The sequence below is a fragment of the Acinetobacter sp. CY81 genome (genome assembly GCF_059515925.1).
This window is the reverse complement of sequence record NZ_JCAKNC010000004.1, coordinates 82847-102624: the sequence shown is the minus strand read 5'-3', so window position 1 is coordinate 102624 and position 19778 is coordinate 82847. Positions and strand designations below refer to the sequence as shown.

Genomic DNA, 19778 nt, shown 5'->3' with positions numbered 1-19778 from the left:
CTTACTCCACAAAACGGCCTTTGATTGCAAATAACCCTTGTGGACGTTTTTGAATAAACAAAATCACCAAGACCAAGAGAATAATTTTCGCTAGAACAGCACCCATTCCAATTTCTAGAACAGTTCCACTGATGCCTAGACCCAATGCAGCAAGGACCGCACCCCAAACTTGACCGACACCTCCAACCACAACAACCAAGAATGCATCAATAATATAGTTTTGACCCAAATCAGGTCCTACATTACCGACTTGTGCCAATGCACAACCTGCAAGACCAGCAAGACCAGAACCCAGACCAAAAGCCATCATATCGATACGACTAGAGCGAATACCGACGGCTTGCGCCATTTGACGGTTCTGCGTCACAGCACGAACGAATAGACCAAAACGTGTTTTGTTGAGCAAATAAACCAGTAATAAAAGTACAGCGATAGTGAAACCAATAATGGCAATTCGGTTATATGGAAGCATTAGGCTTGGGCTAATCGAGATACCACCTGATAACCAAGAGATATTTGAGACTTCAACATTCTGAGCACCAAAAATCATACGAACCAATTGCATGAGAATCAGGCTAACACCAAAAGTAGCCAGTAATGTTTCTAGCTGACGACCATATAATGGACGAATAATGGTTCGTTCAATCAACATACCAATCAATGCACTAGCCATAAATGCAGCAGGAATTGCCGCAATCAAATACCAATCCACATAACCAGCTAAATGTGTTTTAAACAGGCTTTGAATGACATACGTGGTATAAGCACCAATCATAATCAGCTCGCCATGAGCCATATTAATCACACCGAGCAAACCGTAAGTGATGGCTAAACCCAGTGCTGCCAATAACAAAATACTGGCTGTACTCAAACCTGAAAATACATGCCCAGTCCATTCACTAGCTTGAAGTTTAGTTTTAATACTGCTTTTCGCATCCATCAGTGCCGTTTTTAATTCTGGGTTCAGATTGGGGTGACTCAGCTCCTGTTCAATCAGGGCAAGAACATCAGGACGATTGGATTCTTTAAGTATTTCGACAGCACGAATTTTGTCTAAAACATCGGGACTGTTGTAATCCAACCTTGCCATGAGCTGTTCTAAGCGGGCTTTAACCTTATTATTGTTTTCTTTCAAATATAGTCCTTTCACCATATTTGAATCGATTTCAGTTAGATTGTTTTCTAAAATATCTATCGCGTCTAAGCGCTGAGAAGCTTCTTCAGATTCGAGTTTTAGCTTTGCTTGACCAAAGCTCAGTGCCTTACGCAAAGTATTCACCAATGTCACTTGAGATAAATCACTTGGCCAAGTCTCAATTTTTTCAAGCTTTGGGTAGCTCAATAAATTTTCATCATTTTTTAAAATATAGGTTTGACCTGAGCCATCGCTATATAACTCATTTTGATCAATATAACTGACCAACTGATCCAGTTCTTCAATACTGGCAGGCCATTGGTTCAGCATTCCACGTCGCTGTGAAAAATCTGCTTTAACAAATTGTTGGATCGCATCGCCCGTGGTTGCAACAAAGCTGTTTTCCACATCTTGAGCTAAAGCAGATTGTTCCGTCGTATTGAGCGTGTTTTGTGCAAAGACAGATTGCAGAAGAAATATTTGAGTAAAAATAAAGAGAAAAGTAGCGAACTTTATTTGAATTTTCATGCTAAACCTCCCGATTGAGAGTGTGCTCCGAAAACGGAACCAAAAGACAAAAAAGCCTATTGCTGTTGCAATAGGCTCATAAAATTATTTAGGAATATATGGGCTCCATGGCTCCGCTTTGATCACGTTTGGCGTTTTATAAACAACATCAAACTGACCATCTGCACGAATCTCACCAATCATCACGGGCTTGTGTAAATGATGGTTAGTTTCATCCATTTTAAGAGTGTAGCCTGAAGGTGCTGCAAAAGTTTGACCCGCCATCGCTTCGCGAACTTTATCCACTTCAGTTGAACCTGCTTTCTCTACAGCCTGTTTCCACATATGGATGCCGACATAGGTTGCTTCCATTGGATCATTGGTCACAACTTTTTCTGCATTAGGTAGTTTGTATTCGACCGCAAACTGTTTATATTTTTCAATAAATTTTTGATTATTTGGATTTTTAACAGACATGAAATAGTTCCATGCTGCCAAATGTCCAACTAGTGGTTTGGTATCAATGCCACGTAACTCTTCTTCACCTACAGAAAATGCCATCACAGGGATATCAGATGCTTTAATGCCCTGATTGCCTAATTCACGATAGAAAGGGACGTTTGAATCACCATTGATCGTAGAGATCACCGCAGTCTTCTTACCCGCAGAGAATTTTTTAATATTCCCGACAATGGTTTGATAATTACTATGACTGAATGGCGTGTACTCTTCCATGATGTCCGCTTCAGCAATGCCTTTAGACTTTAAGAATGCACGTAAAATCTTATTTGTCGTTCTAGGATAGACATAATCTGTACCAAGAAGAACAAAACGTTCTGCCTTACCACCCTCTTCACTCATCAAGTATTCAACCGCAGGTATCGCCTGTTGATTCGGTGCTGCACCCGTATAGAAAATATTTTTTGACTGTTCTTGTCCTTCATATTGCACTGGATAGAACATTAAACCATTCAGCTCTTCCACTACAGGAAGCACGGATTTACGTGATACCGATGTCCATGTACCAAAAATAACAGCAACTTTATCCTGAGTAATCAACTGACGCGCGCGCTCTGCAAATAAAGGCCAGTCTGATGCTGGATCGACCACGACAGGCTCAAGCTTCTTACCCAGTACCCCACCACTCGCATTGATTTCATTAATGGTCATCAATGCCGTATCTTTCAGTGAGGTTTCTGAAATCGCCATCGTTCCAGACAGTGAATGTAGAATCCCGACTTTAATAGTGTCGCCAGAAGAAGCTGGAGTAGTCGTACCTGTTTGGACTTCCTCTTTTTTTTCAGCAGGCTTTGAACAACCGGTCAAAGCGATGCTCCCCATCATTGCAGCTGCGAGTAATGTTTTTGAAAATAGTTTTTGTTGAAACATCCGATTCACTCCAAAGCTCGTGGTGCATAAACATGCATAAGATTATTTATCGATCGGAGAGGGTTATTCAATTTCTATGCCAAACAGATTTTATAATCGGTTTTGATTGCGTTTATTTTTTTCTTTAATTATAAATTTCATGCAGTTAATAAATGAAGAAATAACAGAATCATGATGATAAAAACTAAATTTCATACAGTGATTGATTCCATTTTCACATAGAGCTTAAAGATTCATTTCAGGGCAGATTCACACTTAGGAGCAAAATTGACGCATATTTTTTAAACAAAAATGCACAATGACGATGCAAAAAAGCCCGCAATTGCGGGCTTCATCAAAGGATCTATTTGAACTCAAAAAATTAAACCACAATATCTGCCAAATTACCTTTTTGCTCTAACCATTCTTTACGGTCACTCGAACGCTTTTTCGCAAGTAATTTATCCAATAAGCCCGCTGTAAAATGACTGTCATCTAAGTCTAATTGCACCAAACGACGTGTATCTGGATCTAGTGTCGTTTCACGTAATTGGCTTGCATTCATCTCACCTAACCCTTTGAATCGAGTAATTTGTGGATTCTTGGTCTTGGCCTTTTTCAAGAAACTTTCTAGTTCTGAATCGTCCAAGGCATAGTGCACATCTTTACCATCATCTATACGGTATAGAGGTGGCATTGCGACAAACAAATGACCTTCTTCTACCAAAGTTGGGAAATGTTTGACGAACAATGCGCACAATAAGGTCGCAATGTGTAAACCATCCGAGTCTGCATCGGCAAGAATACAAATTTTGCCATAACGTAGTTCTGATAAATCATCAGAACCTGGATCGACTCCTATTGCGATGGCAATATTATGTACTTCTTGAGAAGCCAATACTTCATCAGAAGACACTTCCCAAGTATTTAAAATCTTACCGCGAATCGGCATGATCGCTTGGAAATTCTTATCACGTGCTTGTTTAGCCGAACCGCCGGCAGAATCCCCTTCCACAATAAACAGCTCAGATTCTTCAAGTGTATGTCCAACACAATCGGATAATTTACCCGGAAGCGTAGGACCTGCAACAATCTTCTTACGTTCAACTTTTTTAGCCGCTTTTAAACGACGCCCTGCTTTAGCAATCACCAATTCTGCTAGTTGCATTGCAACATCCGAATTTTGGTTTAACCACAAAGCAAAAGCATCTTTGGCAATGTTTTGCACTACACCTGATGCTTCACGGCTTGAAAGACGTTCTTTGGTTTGCCCTGAAAATTGTGGCTCTTGGAATTTCAGTGAAAGAATATAATTCACGCCATCCCAAACATCTTCAGCAGCCAATTTGAGATTACGCGGTAACAAATTACGTAGCTCACAGAACTCACGCATTGCATCTGTCACGCCTGAGCGCAAACCATTCACATGCGTACCACCTTGCGCTGTTGGAATCAAGTTCACGTAGCTTTCTTGGATCTGTTCGCCACCTTCAGCATTCCAACAAATGGCAAATTCAGCACTTGCTCGTTCAGCTTCACCTGTTGCGACAAAAGCAGGACTTGGAAGAATCTCTCTATCTTCCAATTCATCCATCAAGTAATCGACTAAGCCATTTTCAAACTGCCAAACAATTTTTTCGTCGTTAATTTGATCGATATAATTGATCTGTAAGCCTGCAGCCAATACGGCTTTGGCTTTTAAATTATGTTTCAGTGCTTTTAAGGCAAATTTTGGTGAATCAAAATATTTCGCTTCAGGCCAAAAATGTACTGAAGTGCCAGATGCACGTTTCGGTGCTTTACCTTCAAAAATTTCAAGCTCAGAAACAGGTACACCCTGTTCAAATGCCATCTTATATAGATTACCCTGACGCTGGACTTCTACTTCGACACGGGTTGAAAGTGCGTTCACCACTGAAATGCCGACACCATGTAAACCACCTGAAAATTGGTAGTTATCAGTACTGAATTTTCCGCCTGCATGCAACTTGGTGAGAATAATTTCAATGCCACTTTGACCATATTCAGGGTGAATATCGACAGGCATACCACGACCATTATCTTCTACGGATAATGATCCATCTTTATATACAGTGACTGTAATTTTATTGGCGTGTCCTGCAAGTGCCTCATCAACTGAGTTATCAATAACTTCTTGCGCCAAATGGTTTGGACGCGTGGTATCGGTATACATGCCGGGACGGCGACGTACCGGATCTAAACCAGATAAAACTTCAAGTGATTGAGCCGTATATTGAGACACGTTGTACTGTTTCCTTATTGTATGCAGTCCGATAAAAACTGGTAGGCCATCGGTATTTTGTCTGCGAAATTTTCCATCGCATGGTTGCCATTGCTCTCTGTGATCAGCATCGAGCTAGGTTGACGGCCACTATAATAACGCTGAGCTTCACGATAATCTAAAATTTCATCGCCTTGTTGCAGTAAAACTAAAATTTTGTCTGCATCTTGCACAAACGGCACGGCCATCTGTTCCAACTGATCAAGTTGTGCATCATCTAAAGTCCATTCAGGTGTGACTGCAAATGGCAGTAAACCTTCACCAAATAAATCTCTAAACAATTGCCATGGTCGCATAGCAGGATTGATTAAAACAGCCGGAATACCATATTTAGCGACCAGTTGTGTCGCATAAAAACCACCTAAGCTACTTCCGACCAAAGCAACATCTTCCAGTGACTCAATCAAATCTGCTAAACCTTGCATAACTTGCTCAGGTTGCTGATTCAAATCAGGCAAATGGATCTTCACATCAGAATTTTCCAAAAAATATTGCTTTAACTGTTGTCCTTTAATCGATAAAGCACTACTTTTAAAGCCATGGAGATAGATAATATTCATTGCCATTCAATTGATTTTCAAGATGAATTCACTAAATTATTAGTGTGACTAAAATCACATATTTGTTAGGTTTTTGTACATTTCCGACTTTTGTCAGACAAAAAACCCATGCAATTTTTAAATCATCGTTATTTTAAAAAAATGTTCGGGAAGAACAACATAAGATAACTAGAAAAGATTTTATACAATGATTATGGCTTAAAAGAAAGTATTAAGCATGATCATCTTGGAAAAGGACCAAACACATGCCGAGTTTAACTCCGCTCCACGAAACCTATTGTAAATGGGACAGATCTCCTCCTAGCCAAGCTGATGTTTTGGAGGGTTTGGCACAACTGGTTAGTACACCGTTACATCAGGTAGTACAAAACCTGATTCAGTCATTACAACGCGAAATGCTGCTCAGTATTTTTGGTCTCAGTAAAAAAAAATCACAAGAATTTCAAAAAAAATCTTATGTTAAAAAGTTTTATGATTTTTCATATAGCACGTTACTGAATTACGGTAGCTATTTTCTAGCACCGACACTGCGTAAAATTATCGATCAATTTCCTAAATTACATGATAAGCCTTTAACGCCCAAAATGACCTTTTTGGTCAGTGCGCTTAATGGGATTATTGGAGATTATCTACTTAAAAATCAAAATCCTTTGGCTTTATCATCTAACTTGTATGACCACTACGGTGAATTACAACAAGGTGATTTGTCTGGACGGATTGTGATTTTTAGTCATGGTTTATGTATGAACCATTTGGACTGGACCAATCGCAACTATGGTGGTATTGGAGAAAAATTATTAGCCCAACGTGATAACAACACGATGTTGTATTTGCACTACAACACGGGGCGACGCATCTCCACCAATGGGCGGGCTTTAGCAAATCTGCTAGAAGATTTGGTTAAACGTAATCCGAGAATTACCAGTATTGATTTGATCGGGCACAGTATGGGTGGCTTGGTGTCACGTAGTGCTTTGTTCTATGGTAAACAAAATCTACATCAATGGTTCCATATGGCTGAAAACCTAGTGTGTTTAGGATCACCTCATCACGGTGCTGTGCTAGAACGTATTGGTTTTGCTGTTCAAGAGAAAGTAGGACAATTTCCGATTGTGAATTTGGCAGGTCATATCGTGAATATTCGCAGCAATGGTATTTTAGATTTGCGCCATGGCAGTGTTCGTGATGATGATTGGGAACATAATGATGCTCGTATCGGCATGATTGATGATAATCGTAAACCTGCACCACTGCCTTCACATATCAATACCTTCCTTGTCGCAGGAACGATTGAAAATGAAACACGAAAAAATCGTACCCGAAAAGTGATTGGCGACTATTTGGTCAGTGTTAAAAGTGCCTTAGGTGAACATCCCAATCCACGTTTTCAACTGAAATTACCTGAGTCGCATAAAGCTGTTTTCTATGGTCTCAACCATATGGAAATCCAATATCACTCGAGTGTTGCTGAACAAATTGCTCGCTGGTTCTACCCGCATCATGACGAATTGGCTGAAGAACAGATTCGTAAATATTTGATCAAACTCGAAAGCATGGAAGGGATTGTTCAGACTTAAACTGAATTTCGCCAATTCATTTAAAGCCAATCATATATTGGCTTTTTTTTAATTAAATGGATTCATTCCATGCTCGAATATCTAAAATTTTTCCATTTTGAATATGAATAACCAATACATACTGTGCGGCACCACCCGTAGCTAAAGTATTAATGATATAAAGATCCTTATCTTTACTATAAATCTCTGCTTCTGCAAAATCTTGCTTCCCACCTTTTACGCGCGGTGTAGAAGGGAAAAAATATTGTTCTAAATCTTTAGAAGATAAACTTATTTTGTTGCCATTCCACTGCACATCAATTGATTTGAACTGTAAACTTCCTTTAGGCAGTTGACCATCTGTACCAAAAAAATCTTTGTTTTTATAACGTTGAAAAGGCTGAGTTATAGATCCAAATTTAAAATCCTTTAGATTAATTTGAGCTGGTTGAGTTTCAATTTTAACCGTAGCTTGTCCTGAACGATATTGAGCATGAAATTTAGAATTAGATTCTATTTTCCATTTTTGAAAATTTTTAAATCGATTGATTCTGCTTTTATGAATAAATCCTGAATGATTTGGTAATTCACTATTCAAGACATAGTCAAAATGATGGTCTGAATAATCATCTATGATCGATACGACTTCACCGTTATTTAATTTCGCAATGACTTTTGAATAAAGTGAATTGGTCGCTCTAACATTTACAGCGCCATCTAAATCATCGATAAATCCATATTGAGCAAAAACTTGATTACCCAATATCATCATTACCAATCCAAATATAATTTTCATTCTGCTCATTCTTATATCTTATTTTATGAATGTTGTAATAAAAAACCAGCATTAAGCTGGTTTTCTTTCGAATCAAGGATACTTTCTAAAGATCTGCCAAATACTGACAATCGCAAGCACACTAAAAAAAGCCAATGACCATACAGGTAGCGATAGGCCAAATAGGCTCCAATCCACGACTGCACATTCACCAGAGCCTTTAAGCACTTGATCAAAAACAGACTTCAACGGCAAAGTTTCTAACCAATAATCTAAACCTGGACCACAACTCGGAACTTGATCAGGCGGTAAGTTCTGCAGCCAGACATGACGTGCTGCAACCCCTGCTGACCATAAAATAGAAATTGTCCCAAGCAATGCATAACCACGTTTCAATCCGTTGTGTTTCGGATTATGAATCAATGCGATCAAAGAAATCACACCCAAACCAATTAATCCAACACGTTGAAATACACAAAGTGGGCACGGGCTAAAACCCCGAAAATGCTCAAGATATAACGCAAATGCCATACCTATAACACTTGCTAAAAATAACAATCCACTGATAACACGGTAATTATTCCATTGCATGGAATATCCTCTTTTTCAATTATCTGAATGCAGTTAAATACTCATCAAAAGATTGAGTACATTCTTGTTCAAGTTGCTGTTGTTTTTGTAATGAGCTTTGCGCAAGCCCTTCAAAATATTCAATCGTGTCAGGCTTTAACACATGCGCTTCATAACTTTGTGCATGTTGATTGGCCATTTCACTACCAAAGCTCCATGTACCTTTATGGCTCAAAGTATCTTGAATGACTTTAGCGGACAATGTTTCATCCACTTTATGAATACGTTGCTTCATGGTTTCCAAAGCTTGCGTATAAATTCGGCTTGCATAGGTTTGATTGAGTACGCGTGCTAAAGATTGCATATGATCAAGATGTTGACCCATCCATTTTAAAATGGGAACTTGCTTTTTATGTTCAATAATCACTGCATTTGGAGCACGACCACGATTGACTACTTCAGCTTGGTTTTTCTCAATATCTTCTAATTCTTGATCATACAATTCAGGACTGTCTTGCATCAAACAGTACAGTGCCAACACTTCAAGGAAGCCTGCAGTATCTTCATCAATTCCAATATCGCTATACGGATTCACGTCGACAGCACGAAGTTCAACGTAACCAACACCGCGATTTGCTAAGGCTTGTGATGGTGTCTCCCCTGCAAGAGGTACTTGTTTAGGACGAACTAAACTGTAGTATTCATTTTCGATTTGAAGCACATGGTCATTGATCTGAGTTGGTTCACCCATCTTATCTTGCAGACCCAAATGTGAAAATGGGCTATACGGCGTATTTACTGCCTGTTGTAAACCTACCAAATAATCAGGCAGATTGTTGTAATGAATCCCCAGCTCTTTTTGTGCCGAGTTTTGATAGCCAAAGTTGCCCATGCGTAAAGCAGTTGCATAAGGTAAGTGTAATGTACCTTTTACCAATGGTAATAAATGATGTTCACGACCTGTCATAAAACAACGACAAACCGCAGGACTAGCCCCAATCAGATACATCACTAAAGGCGTTAAACGAATAAAATTACGAATCAAACCAAAGTAACGATGACTACGATAATCCTGCAAATTTAGTGCTTTAAGCTCAGGATCCCATTCATGTTTTTGTAATTCTTCAAACAACTGATCTGGAAATGAAACATTATAATGCACACCTGAAATGGTCTGCATACGACGTCCATAACGCACCCCTAAACCTTTACGATATAAGGTCTTAAAACGCCCTACATTTGACGTGCCATATTCTGCTAGACGGATACTTTCTTCGTCATCATCTAACATGCATGGCATAGACAACGGCCATAACTTTTCGCCATCTTCTAAATGACGATGTGCTACTGCATGAATATCTTTTAGATAATTTAAAGCCTGTGGAATTGTGTCTTGTGGAGGTGTAATAAACTCCATCAATGCTTCTGAATAATCCGTCGTGATATGAGGATGAGTCAAGGCTGAGCCAAGCGCCTGAGGATGATCTTTTTGCGACAAAAAACCATTACTCTGCATGCGCAAGCTTTCACGCTCTATGCCGCGTAGCATCCCCTTAAATAATGTTGAATCCACCCAATTTGGTAATGCAGATTGAAAAATTGATTCGGGTTGACTCATTTACTGACTCGCTTATCTTCAAGACGGCTTTAAACAAAATGTTTGATTTATATCAAGTATAGCGTGAATTATCGATCAGTATGACATTGCAATCTACAATTCAATCCAACTCGCTTTATAATTTGCTTATTGTTTATCACAAAGTTTAACTATATGACGTTAGAAATTTGTGATTTTATGCATGTAATAACATTAAAGAACTGTAAATAAAATGAATTATAAACAAGTCCTCGATTTTTGGTTCGATCCTGAAAATAAAGAATTTTGGTTTAGTAAAAGTGATGAATTCGATTTAGAACTTGAAGAAAAATTTGGTCACACCTTACAACAAGCCATGCAATGTGAACTTTGGACATGGCGTGAAACTGCTGAAGGGCGTTTGGCAGAAATTATCGTTCTCGACCAATTTTCTCGTAATCTATTTCGTGATCACCCTGCTTCTTTTGCGCAAGATCCTTTAGCACTTTCACTTGCTCAAGAAGCTGTCCGCTTAGACTTAGATCAACAATTAGCACCTGATCAAAGATGCTTTATGTACATGCCGTTTATGCACAGTGAATCTAAAATTATCCATGCTCAGGCTTTGCAATTATTTGAGGCGCTAGGCAATCCCATAAATTTAGATTTTGAACTTAAACATAAAACGATTATTGATCGTTTTGGTCGTTATCCGCATCGTAATCAAATTTTGGAACGTGAATCGACACCTGAAGAGGTCGAGTTTTTAACCCAACCCAACAGTAGCTTTTAAACATTTTTAGTTGCTTAAAAGATTTTCTGATCAGCAGATCTGAAACAGCAGTCGTCCTTGTTTGTTGTCATAGTGATTTAATTGCTATGATTTAAAACCAGCATTTTCATTTTCGCCCTATTGCTCATTTCGGGAGTCATTCTATGCATAATCCAATGATGAACAAGATAAAAATATCGCTCCTTGGTGTTTCGATTGCAGTGGTACTGGTGCTTTCAGGTTGCGCAACGACACCTTCACAACCACGTACTTTTGACCAATTGGGTCAATTCAGTACCACACCTTTGAATGAGCAGACGTTTAGAGTCAGTTTTCTAGGGAGTTCCAATATGAGCTTTGGGAGCGCGGAAGAAATTGCTCTCTTAAAATCAGCTCAAACTACGGTACTGAAAGGTTTTCAATATTTCAAAGTCATGAATGATCCGAGTAATCGTAGCCAACAGCCCCCTCGTCAAGCTGTGGTCTACCCTACTCCGATGATGTCACCTTGGGGTTATGGATATGGCTACAGACGTCATCCAGGCTTTTATGATCCTTATTACGACATGCCTCAAGTGGTGAATGTCGAACCTGTTCAAGTCTCTTATACGATTCAATGTTTTAAAGATAAAAAATCTGCGCCTAGCGATGCATTTGATGCACGTCTGATTTTACAAAGCTTAGGGCAAAAATATGGTGTAAGTACGACAGGTCAGGTATTACAACCTCAGCCAGTGATTGCACCGACAAAATAATGAACTTCATTTGAAATAAATGTGGTTTTCATTTTTTAAATTTTATTGGAGTTTCAATGAATCAAACCGAAGAACATACCTCACCCAGTTTAAATCGCAGTAAACGCTATGCGATGATTGCATTGATCATTGCAGTCTGCGCGTGGATTGCCTTAATGGTTGCTGCAAAGCTGATGCCTGAGTATGTCTGGTTGATTCATATTTTAATGCTATCTGCCGAGGCAGGTGTGGTGGGTGGTTTGGCCGATTGGTATGCCATTACGGTTTTGTTTCGCAATCCTTTTGGTCGTATTCCGATTCCTAAATTCTTAAAAGACCACACTGAAATTATTCCGCGTAACAAAGCACGTATCGCCGAATCTATGGGACGTTTTGTTCAAGAAAACTTTCTATCGCCTCAGGTCGTTGAAAAAAGTTTAAACAGTACTGACATCAGTCTCGCGGTGGGTCAATGGCTTGCCAATCCGAAAAATAATGTACAAGTTACTCAAGTCACTCAGCAAACTGTTCCTAAAATTTTCGAATTTGTCGGTCAAGAGCAAGTTGGTCGCTTCATTCAAAATAACAGTGTGCAGTGGGTCAAAAGCACACAGATTAATCAGCTTGCAAGTGAGATGATTCGCGCAGTTCTCGAAAATGATTTCCACCAAGATGTCTTGCAACGGGGGTTAGATGTGGCACATGAATGGATGACCACGCACCCTGAACAAACCCATGAGCTAACCCGTACTCTGTTTAAAGAATTAGGCGTTTGGAAATTGGCGAAAGGTGCGAGTTGGATCGGGATTGATGTGCAACAACGTACGATTAATTCACTTATTGAACGGGTTGAGTCGATGCTCGCTGACCCTGAGCATCCTTGGCGCCAAAAAATCGAGGAGATTGGACAGCATTTAATGCATGAACTGGCAAATCCTGAAAGTACTGCTAGTACGCGTTTAAATGAAACCAAAGATGCCCTTTTAGATAGCCCTCAAGTCTTAAACTTTATCAGTGGTGCTGTGGTGATTCTCTGCAATGCGGTACGTGATGATTTATTGAAACCTGATTCGGGTATTGCTGAAAATTTACGAGTGGCAATTCAGCGTTTGGGTGAAAATATCATGTCTAACTCAGCCATTCGTGAGCTTTTAAATGAGAAAATTAGTGGTATCGCGATTAATTTGAGTGATCAATACAGTGAGAAAGTGATTCTATTTATTAGTGAACGTATTCATGAATGGGATTCGCGTGAAATGATCGACAAGATTGAAAATGAAGTCGGTGGTGACCTGCATATGATTCGCGTGAATGGTGTCGTAGTCGGTGCCTTTATTGGTTTAATATTAGGTGTGATTCGGGCGGTCGTAGAATTTGTGCTTTAGATATTTTTTAATCAAATTAAAGAATATAGGGAAATATAGCGTAACAATTTAGCGTGGAACGTGAATATTCATGTAAAAAGCCCATTCAACGATGAATGGGCTTTTTAGTGGATTACAATATATTGATTTTATTCAATTTACTGAGATAATTTCGCATAAGGTGTATTATGTTAATTTTAGAGAATTTAAACACTAGGGAGGAGTAAAAAAATGGGGGAATGGTCAGAGTATTTCGAAGATTTTCCAGAAGAGAATCCAGCAAATTACCCTAATCGTGGGCCAGATCTCGGTCCACATTCGAAGTACTTTCCAGATTGGCATGAAAGCCAATTAACAAAAGCTGAACTAGCCGAAATTGCTAAGAAAATAGAAGCTGAAAATGCAGAGCTTGAAAGACAAGCAGAAGAAAAAGCAAGGTATATACAAGAATTGAAATCTCATCCATTTTTTCTGGTTGATGTCTGTCCAATATGCAATTTGCAAACAATGAACATATACCAAATCAGTGATGGTCATTACTTTGGGGAATGCCAGGAATGTGGCGCATCTGATACTGATACACAACCAGAAAAAATTTTAGAAAAAATAGAAGATCTAGTTTGGAATCCATCCCAAGCTTATGATATTGATCGTGAAATCTAAGGAATATTAGCAATGGAAAAAGGCGCAAAAATTTCAGATTGCACTAAGTATCGTTATTCCCTTTGGCGTATTTGGGATAAGGAAAAGCCAATCTTTACATTTGTTGGCTTAAACCCTTCAACTGCAGATCATGCTCAAGACGACCCAACGATCACTCGTTGTATCAACTTTGCCAAAAGTTGGGGTGGTGGTGGTATTTATATGGCTAATCTCTTTGCATATCGGTCAACTGATCCACAAGCGATGATGTCCCAATATGATCCTATTGGCTCGGATAATGATTTTTACTTAGACGAACTAGCAAACCAGTCTCAAAAAATTATTGCTTGTTGGGGGAATCATGGGGCGTACAAGCAAAGATCTGCTGCTGTTAAAGAGCTATTAAAAGATAAACTTTATTATCTAGACTTAAATAAAACAGGGGAGCCAAAACATCCTCTATATATTCATTCTAAAACTCAAATTAAGTTCTTTTCAGACCTGATTTAACATAATGGGCATTATGCGAAGTCTGCCCAAACCTTATACAACTCATAATATATATGGAAATTTATAAGTGCATGCATGCAAGATAGCTTAAATTAACTAAATGTAAAAAATAATTTCAAATATTTAACGACAAATCATCAACGAATACTCTTCTGTTCCTCATGTTTCAATCACCTGCTACAATTTTCATCAACGCACCATAACATCAGAAAGCCCATGATCAGCATTCAATCCAAACTCCCGAGCCAAGGTGTGACCATTTTCAGCACCATGTCAGCTTTAGCACAAAAGTTAAATGCATTGAACTTATCACAAGGCTTTCCTGACTTCCCTGCTCCCCCTGCATTACTTGAAGCGCTCAGCAAAGCAACCTTAGATGGATTGAATCAATACGCACCCGGAGACGGCTTACTCCCCTTACGCGAACAACTGGCTCAACAGTTTTTACAACGCGATCAGCTTCATCTAGACCCTGTAAACGAGATCACCATTACCCCAGGGGCAACCATCGGCATCTTTTCAGCGATTCAAGCCGTGGTACAGGCTGGTGATGAAGTCATTATTTTTGATCCGAGCTATGATAGTTATGCACCGAGTGTAAAATTAGTCGGTGCTAAACCAATTCATATTACCTTACAAGCACCTGACTTTAGTGTCGATTGGAATCAGGTGAAAGATGCGATTAACGATCGGACTCGTATGGTGATTGTGAACACGCCACACAATCCAACAGGGGCGATCTGGTCAAAGGTGGATTGGCAGAATCTCATTGAACTCATTCGTGATAAAAATATTATCGTGCTGTCAGATGAAGTCTATGAACATCTGATTTTTGATGGTCAACAGCATTATTCAGCACTGTCTTTTCCTGAACTCAGAGAGCGTAGCTTTGTCGTGGGTTCTTTTGGTAAGACCTTCCATGTCACAGGTTGGAAAACAGGTTACTGCATAGCAGCACCCGCTTTGATGACGGTGTTTAGACAGATTTATCAGTTTGCCAATTTCTGCGGCGTCACGCCAGTTCAGTGGGCTTTGGCAAATTTCATGCAGGATCATCCTGAACATATTCAAGAACTCTCTGCTTTCTATCAAACCAAACGTGATCTGTTTAATTCACAGATCAGCACATCTCGATTTAAGTTTCAGCCATCGCAAGGCACGTATTTTCAAAATCTGGATTACAGCGTAATCCGCCCCGATTTAAGTGATGTAGAGATGTGCCAGTATTTGGCTGAACAACACAAAATTGTCGCTATTCCCGTGTCTGTGTTTTACCAAAAAGCACCTCAAGATTTACGTATGATTCGATTCTGCTTTGCCAAAAAAGATGAAACTCTGATTCAAGCAGGTCAAATTCTTTCAGCAGTCTAATACAGTATTCCTGTAACAATTCGCCCGATTGTTTTTAAATATCGGGCGGATCGCATCGCAGCTATGTTATTGTGCGATGAGTGATATTGAATAATAATGATGGATAAAAAAATAAGATGAGTGCACGTCTAAGCCCAATTGACGACCCGAATTTTTGGCGCGTTTTTTTGGTCTTTTTGCTTCCTTTGATTGCGACCAATATTTTACAGAATTTATCTGGCACCATTAACACCGTATTTGTCGGTCAAATGCTCGGTGTTGATGCTATTGCTGCAGTCTCTGTATTTTTCCCGATTCTGTTTTGTCTCATGGCTTTCGTGATTGGTTTATCGGCAGGTTCAACTGTATTGGTTGGTCAAGCTTGGGGAGCTCAAAATATTGAGAAAGTTCGCCAAGTGGTCGGCTCTACCCTGTTTATGACGGTGATTGGTGGAACAGTCATTGCATTCTTAGGTGTACTCTCAGCACGTTCTGTCTTGCTTGCACTAGGCACAGATCCTGACGTAATGCATTTGTCTCTGCCTTATGTCCAGTGGATGCTGGCAGGAAGTCCATTACTGTTTATTTATATTATTTACACTTCAATCCTTCGTGGCGTTGGTGACAGTATTACGCCGTTAATTGCCCTTGGTATGACCAGTATACTTGGGCTGTTTATTACCCCAGTCTTAATTGCAGGTCATTTTGGGTTTCCACGTTTGGGTATTATCGGACCTGCGATTGCGACCACAATTGGTTATTTAGCGGTACTGATTTTTCTCTATTTTTATTTAAAGAAAAAAGACCATCCCTTAAAAATTGATGGGGCGATGTGTAAATATATTAAATATGATCCAGAAATTAGCGCCAAAATTTTAAAATTAGGTGTCCCTACAGGCATTCAGATGGTCACGACTTCAGTGGCGGGTTTGGTCATCGTCGGTCTAGTCAATCGTTATGGTTCAGATGCCACCGCTGCCTATGGTGCTGTGAATCAGGTCTTGAATTACATTCAATTCCCTGCACTCTCCATTGCCATTGCTGCTTCAATTTTTGCAGCTCAGGCCATTGGTGCAGGTAAAGCAGACTCATTGGCAAAAGTTACGCGTATTTCACTGGGTATGAATATCGTGATTACTGGTAGCTTAGTGACTTTAGGTTATCTGTTCTCAAAGTATCTGATGGCATTGTTCATTACAGATCCTGCGGTAGTCGTATTGGGTCAACAACTGTTATTTATTGTGCTTTGGTCAATTTTATTCTTTGGCGCGAGTGCCATTTTTGCTTCAATCATGCGTGCCAGTGGAACTGTCACCATGCCGATGATCATCAATATTATCGCTATTTTGGCAATCGAGCTCCCTGCTGCTTATTTGTTTAGTTCATGGTGGGGCTTGCAAGGGATTTGGTATGGTTATGCTCTTGCTTTCGTTTGCTTATGCATTATGCAAGGACTGTATTACCAATTCGTCTGGAAAAAGAAAGCCGTTAAAGTCTTAATTTAGACTGTCTAGAAAGTTTCAATCAGAGAGTGAGTGTAAGGGGGCAATTTTATAATAGGTTGCCCCCTCTCACCTCGCATTGGTATTAAGAAAAAATTTAAGCTTTATAACTTATCCCATAATTTTCATAAGGTTTTATTTAAATCGTATTTTTCAGACCAAAACATTCTTGTTATAACCCTATTCAAAATGAATAAGTTCAATAGGATATAACAATGTCAAAGCGTCAAATCAAGCTGGGTGCTTTTATCCCAACCACCTCCCAACATGCTGCGGGTTGGCGCCATCCTGAATCAAGACCTCAAGATCATCTCAGTATTGACTACGCCATTGAACTGGCAAAGACAGCGGAAAGAGGTTTATTTGATGCTTATTTTCTTGCAGATGGTTTATCTGTAAATTGGAGTCACGGTGCTTCAAAAAATAAAAAAGGCATCGGATATAGTGACAAAATTGTCGGCTTTGAACCGATTACACTGTTTTCAGCTATTTCAGTCGTCACTAAAAATATTGGCTTTATTGCAACAGCGTCAACCACCTATGAAGACCCTTATATTCTGGCACGTAAATATGCTTCTTTAGATCATATTTCTAAAGGTCGTGCAGCATGGAATGTGGTAACCACTGTCTCAGCAGACACGGCACGTAATTTTGGATTTGAAGCTCATCCAGATCCTAAAGTTCGTTATGAACGTGCAGATGAATTTATTGAAGTGGTTCAGAAGCTTTGGGATTCTTGGGAAGATGATGCATTCCAATACAATAAAACTTCAGGTGTTTTTTATGATGCCGATAAAAATCATGAGCCTTTGCATCAAGGTCAATATTTTAAAGTTCAAGGGGCTTTGAATGTACCTCGTCCACCCCAAGGTTATCCTGTCATTGTACAAGCTGGGCAATCTGAAGATGGTCGTGAATTAGCAGCAAAATATGCTGAAGTCATTTTCACAGCACAACAAGATTTAGCAGATGCTCAAGCCTTTTATCGTGATGTAAAAAGTCGTTTAACAAAATATGGTCGTCATGCGGATGACATCAAAATTATGCCGGGTGTGTCCATTTTTGTTGCTCAAACTGAGCAAGAAGCACAAGAAAAATATGAATTACTCAATAGCTTGATTCACCCTGATGTCGGTCTAGGTTTATTGTCAGGCTTGGCAGGTGCGGTGGATTTGTCACAGTATGATCTCGATGCACCATTTCCTGAACTCAATGAAAAAGAGATTAATTTTTCAAGTCGTCAACAAATGATGATTGATATTGCACGTAAACATCAATTTTCTATTCGCCAACTCTATGAATATATTGCATCAGCACGGGGACATTGGACTTTGATTGGTACAGCAGAACACGTGGTAGATCAGTTACAGACATGGTTTGAAAATGAAGCAGCCGATGGATTTAATGTCTTACCTCCATCCACCCCTGCGGGCTTAGATGATTTTGTCGAACTCATCGTCCCTGAACTACAACGTCGCGGACTGTTTCGTACCGAATATGAAGGCACGACCTTACGTGAAAACTTAGGTTTAAAGCACCCTGAGAATCAATATGTTTTGAATAAACAGAATACGGCTCAAGTATCTTGATGTCATTTTCTCATTTAAATTAGAAGTAAAATCAAATGGCATATCTGCACAAAAAAACCCGCTTAATGCGGGTTTCTATGAATCATAACAATGGATTACTTTGGCTCTAAACGTTTACTCAATTTAGTCGCCAATGCCGTCACTTTTTGGTATCCCGTCGGCAAAATACGCTGCATCAAATCAATTGCCTTCGCATCGTTACCAATCAATAAACGACGTTTATTTTTCAATACTGCATCTAAAATTTGTTGAGATGCATCTTCAGCAGGCATACGCAGTAATTTATTAAATGCCTTTGCAGATTTCTCTGGATTCATGCCTAGAGATTTCAAGCTGTCATTCATACGTGCATCATTTGCGATATTGGTACGAATACCACCTGGGTGTACACATAAAGCGCTTACGCCACAGTTTTCGATATCCAATTCCTGACGTAAAGACTCCGTAAAACCACGAACTGCAAATTTAGATGAGTTATAAGCAGATTGCGTTGGCTGTGCTGTTAAACCAAACAGACTTGAAGTGTTAATGATATGTCCTTCACCTGATTTTTTAATGTATGGAAGAAACTCTTTCGTTCCATACACTACGCCCCAGTAGTTGATGCCCATGATCCACTCAAGATCTTCATAATTTGCACCTTCTACTGTTGAGCCTAAAGCCACACCTGCGTTATTAAAAATCATGTTTACCGAACCATGATTTTGCACCGTATCTGCTGCCCAAGCTCTAACTTCTTCAAGCTTCGCCACGTTCACTTTTTTCGAAGTGACTCTGACATTATAAGGTTTTACCAACTCAACGGTTTCTGCCAAACCTTTTTCATTCACATCACTAATTGATAAATGACATCCAGCCTTTGCCAATAACACTGCAAGCTGTTGTCCCATACCAGAACCCGCACCTGTAATCGCAGCCACTTTATTTTTAAAATTTTTCATTGTGTTTCCTTATCCATTTTTATGC

The 19778-nt window shown here is 39.4% G+C and carries 17 protein-coding genes; 9 read left to right on the top strand and 8 right to left on the bottom strand.

Going from position 1 to position 19778, the window contains the following annotated elements; genetic code table 11:
* Position 1 precedes the first annotated feature (1 nt).
* From urtB to AC5YDM_RS06660, 4 genes are all read right to left on the bottom strand, one after another.
* On the bottom strand, positions 2-1627 hold the full coding sequence (urtB, locus tag AC5YDM_RS06675) for an urea ABC transporter permease subunit UrtB (RefSeq protein ID WP_496151519.1): 1626 nt from the start codon (positions 1625-1627) through the stop codon (positions 2-4).
* A 120-nt stretch (positions 1628-1747) separates the two neighbouring features.
* Complete coding sequence (gene urtA, locus AC5YDM_RS06670; protein ID WP_496151335.1) at positions 1748-3031, bottom strand: urea ABC transporter substrate-binding protein; 1284 nt, start codon at positions 3029-3031, stop codon at positions 1748-1750.
* A gap of 361 nt (positions 3032-3392) precedes the next feature.
* Positions 3393-5273: a DNA topoisomerase IV subunit B gene (gene parE / locus AC5YDM_RS06665; RefSeq protein ID WP_496151334.1), complete on the bottom strand. Its 1881-nt coding sequence runs from the start codon at positions 5271-5273 to the stop codon at positions 3393-3395.
* Positions 5274-5287: 14 nt separating this feature from the next.
* Positions 5288-5872 (bottom strand): YqiA/YcfP family alpha/beta fold hydrolase, encoded by a 585-nt coding sequence (locus AC5YDM_RS06660; RefSeq protein WP_496151333.1) that lies wholly within the window; start codon positions 5870-5872, stop codon positions 5288-5290.
* Positions 5873-6117: 245 nt separating this feature from the next.
* Here AC5YDM_RS06660 and AC5YDM_RS06655 point away from each other — a divergent pair, with 245 nt between their 5' ends.
* Positions 6118-7449 (top strand): PGAP1-like alpha/beta domain-containing protein, encoded by a 1332-nt coding sequence (locus AC5YDM_RS06655; protein WP_496151332.1) that lies wholly within the window; start codon positions 6118-6120, stop codon positions 7447-7449.
* A 52-nt stretch (positions 7450-7501) separates the two neighbouring features.
* Here AC5YDM_RS06655 and AC5YDM_RS06650 read toward each other — a convergent pair whose 3' ends face one another.
* The 3 genes from AC5YDM_RS06650 to gshA all read right to left on the bottom strand — a co-directional run bounded on the left by AC5YDM_RS06650 (position 7502) and on the right by gshA (position 10391).
* A complete protein-coding gene (locus AC5YDM_RS06650) occupies positions 7502-8233 on the bottom strand; it encodes an SH3 domain-containing protein (RefSeq protein ID WP_496151331.1) in 732 nt (243 codons plus the stop codon).
* A 63-nt stretch (positions 8234-8296) separates the two neighbouring features.
* Positions 8297-8794, bottom strand: coding sequence for a disulfide bond formation protein B (locus tag AC5YDM_RS06645; protein WP_496151330.1), 498 nt, complete (start codon positions 8792-8794; stop codon positions 8297-8299).
* A gap of 19 nt (positions 8795-8813) precedes the next feature.
* Complete coding sequence (gene gshA / locus AC5YDM_RS06640; protein WP_496151329.1) at positions 8814-10391, bottom strand: glutamate--cysteine ligase; 1578 nt, start codon at positions 10389-10391, stop codon at positions 8814-8816.
* 211 nt (positions 10392-10602) lie between these two features.
* On the opposite strand from gshA, the gene AC5YDM_RS06635 reads away from it, so the two are divergent.
* The 8 genes from AC5YDM_RS06635 to AC5YDM_RS06600 all read left to right on the top strand — a co-directional run bounded on the left by AC5YDM_RS06635 (position 10603) and on the right by AC5YDM_RS06600 (position 18812).
* The gene (locus AC5YDM_RS06635) at positions 10603-11142 is read left to right on the top strand and encodes a DUF924 family protein (protein ID WP_496151328.1); all 540 of its coding nucleotides are present in this window, start codon (positions 10603-10605) and stop codon (positions 11140-11142) included.
* A gap of 158 nt (positions 11143-11300) precedes the next feature.
* Positions 11301-11876 carry a CC0125/CC1285 family lipoprotein gene (locus AC5YDM_RS06630; protein ID WP_496151518.1) on the top strand — a complete coding sequence of 192 codons (576 nt, stop codon included), beginning with the start codon at positions 11301-11303 and terminating at the stop codon, positions 11874-11876.
* A gap of 56 nt (positions 11877-11932) precedes the next feature.
* Positions 11933-13240 carry a DUF445 domain-containing protein gene (locus AC5YDM_RS06625; protein ID WP_496151327.1) on the top strand — a complete coding sequence of 436 codons (1308 nt, stop codon included), beginning with the start codon at positions 11933-11935 and terminating at the stop codon, positions 13238-13240.
* A gap of 210 nt (positions 13241-13450) precedes the next feature.
* Positions 13451-13882: a hypothetical protein gene (locus tag AC5YDM_RS06620; protein ID WP_496151326.1), complete on the top strand. Its 432-nt coding sequence runs from the start codon at positions 13451-13453 to the stop codon at positions 13880-13882.
* Positions 13883-13894: 12 nt separating this feature from the next.
* A complete protein-coding gene (locus AC5YDM_RS06615) occupies positions 13895-14371 on the top strand; it encodes a DUF1643 domain-containing protein (RefSeq protein WP_496151325.1) in 477 nt (158 codons plus the stop codon).
* Positions 14372-14587: 216 nt separating this feature from the next.
* Positions 14588-15742 (top strand): pyridoxal phosphate-dependent aminotransferase, encoded by a 1155-nt coding sequence (locus AC5YDM_RS06610; protein WP_496151324.1) that lies wholly within the window; start codon positions 14588-14590, stop codon positions 15740-15742.
* A gap of 116 nt (positions 15743-15858) precedes the next feature.
* The gene (locus AC5YDM_RS06605) at positions 15859-17226 is read left to right on the top strand and encodes an MATE family efflux transporter (protein ID WP_496151323.1); all 1368 of its coding nucleotides are present in this window, start codon (positions 15859-15861) and stop codon (positions 17224-17226) included.
* 212 nt (positions 17227-17438) lie between these two features.
* On the top strand, positions 17439-18812 hold the full coding sequence (locus AC5YDM_RS06600) for an LLM class flavin-dependent oxidoreductase (RefSeq protein WP_496151322.1): 1374 nt from the start codon (positions 17439-17441) through the stop codon (positions 18810-18812).
* Positions 18813-18907: 95 nt separating this feature from the next.
* Here the strand turns inward: AC5YDM_RS06600 and AC5YDM_RS06595 are convergent, their stop codons facing one another.
* On the bottom strand, positions 18908-19753 hold the full coding sequence (locus tag AC5YDM_RS06595; RefSeq protein WP_496151321.1) for an SDR family NAD(P)-dependent oxidoreductase: 846 nt from the start codon (positions 19751-19753) through the stop codon (positions 18908-18910).
* Between the last annotated feature and the right edge of the window lie 25 nt (positions 19754-19778).

Coding starts and splice junctions, on each gene's coding strand:
- urtA (WP_496151335.1), bottom strand. CDS start 3,031: ATGTTTCAACAAAAACTATTTTCAAAAACATTACTCGCAGCTGCAATG.
- AC5YDM_RS06660 (WP_496151333.1), bottom strand. CDS start 5,872: ATGAATATTATCTATCTCCATGGCTTTAAAAGTAGTGCTTTATCGATT.
- AC5YDM_RS06655 (WP_496151332.1), top strand. CDS start 6,118: ATGCCGAGTTTAACTCCGCTCCACGAAACCTATTGTAAATGGGACAGA.
- AC5YDM_RS06650 (WP_496151331.1), bottom strand. CDS start 8,233: ATGAGCAGAATGAAAATTATATTTGGATTGGTAATGATGATATTGGGT.
- AC5YDM_RS06645 (WP_496151330.1), bottom strand. CDS start 8,794: ATGCAATGGAATAATTACCGTGTTATCAGTGGATTGTTATTTTTAGCA.
- gshA (WP_496151329.1), bottom strand. CDS start 10,391: ATGAGTCAACCCGAATCAATTTTTCAATCTGCATTACCAAATTGGGTG.
- AC5YDM_RS06635 (WP_496151328.1), top strand. CDS start 10,603: ATGAATTATAAACAAGTCCTCGATTTTTGGTTCGATCCTGAAAATAAA.
- AC5YDM_RS06630 (WP_496151518.1), top strand. CDS start 11,301: ATGAACAAGATAAAAATATCGCTCCTTGGTGTTTCGATTGCAGTGGTA.
- AC5YDM_RS06625 (WP_496151327.1), top strand. CDS start 11,933: ATGAATCAAACCGAAGAACATACCTCACCCAGTTTAAATCGCAGTAAA.
- AC5YDM_RS06620 (WP_496151326.1), top strand. CDS start 13,451: ATGGGGGAATGGTCAGAGTATTTCGAAGATTTTCCAGAAGAGAATCCA.
- AC5YDM_RS06615 (WP_496151325.1), top strand. CDS start 13,895: ATGGAAAAAGGCGCAAAAATTTCAGATTGCACTAAGTATCGTTATTCC.
- AC5YDM_RS06610 (WP_496151324.1), top strand. CDS start 14,588: ATGATCAGCATTCAATCCAAACTCCCGAGCCAAGGTGTGACCATTTTC.
- AC5YDM_RS06605 (WP_496151323.1), top strand. CDS start 15,859: ATGAGTGCACGTCTAAGCCCAATTGACGACCCGAATTTTTGGCGCGTT.
- AC5YDM_RS06600 (WP_496151322.1), top strand. CDS start 17,439: ATGTCAAAGCGTCAAATCAAGCTGGGTGCTTTTATCCCAACCACCTCC.
- AC5YDM_RS06595 (WP_496151321.1), bottom strand. CDS start 19,753: ATGAAAAATTTTAAAAATAAAGTGGCTGCGATTACAGGTGCGGGTTCT.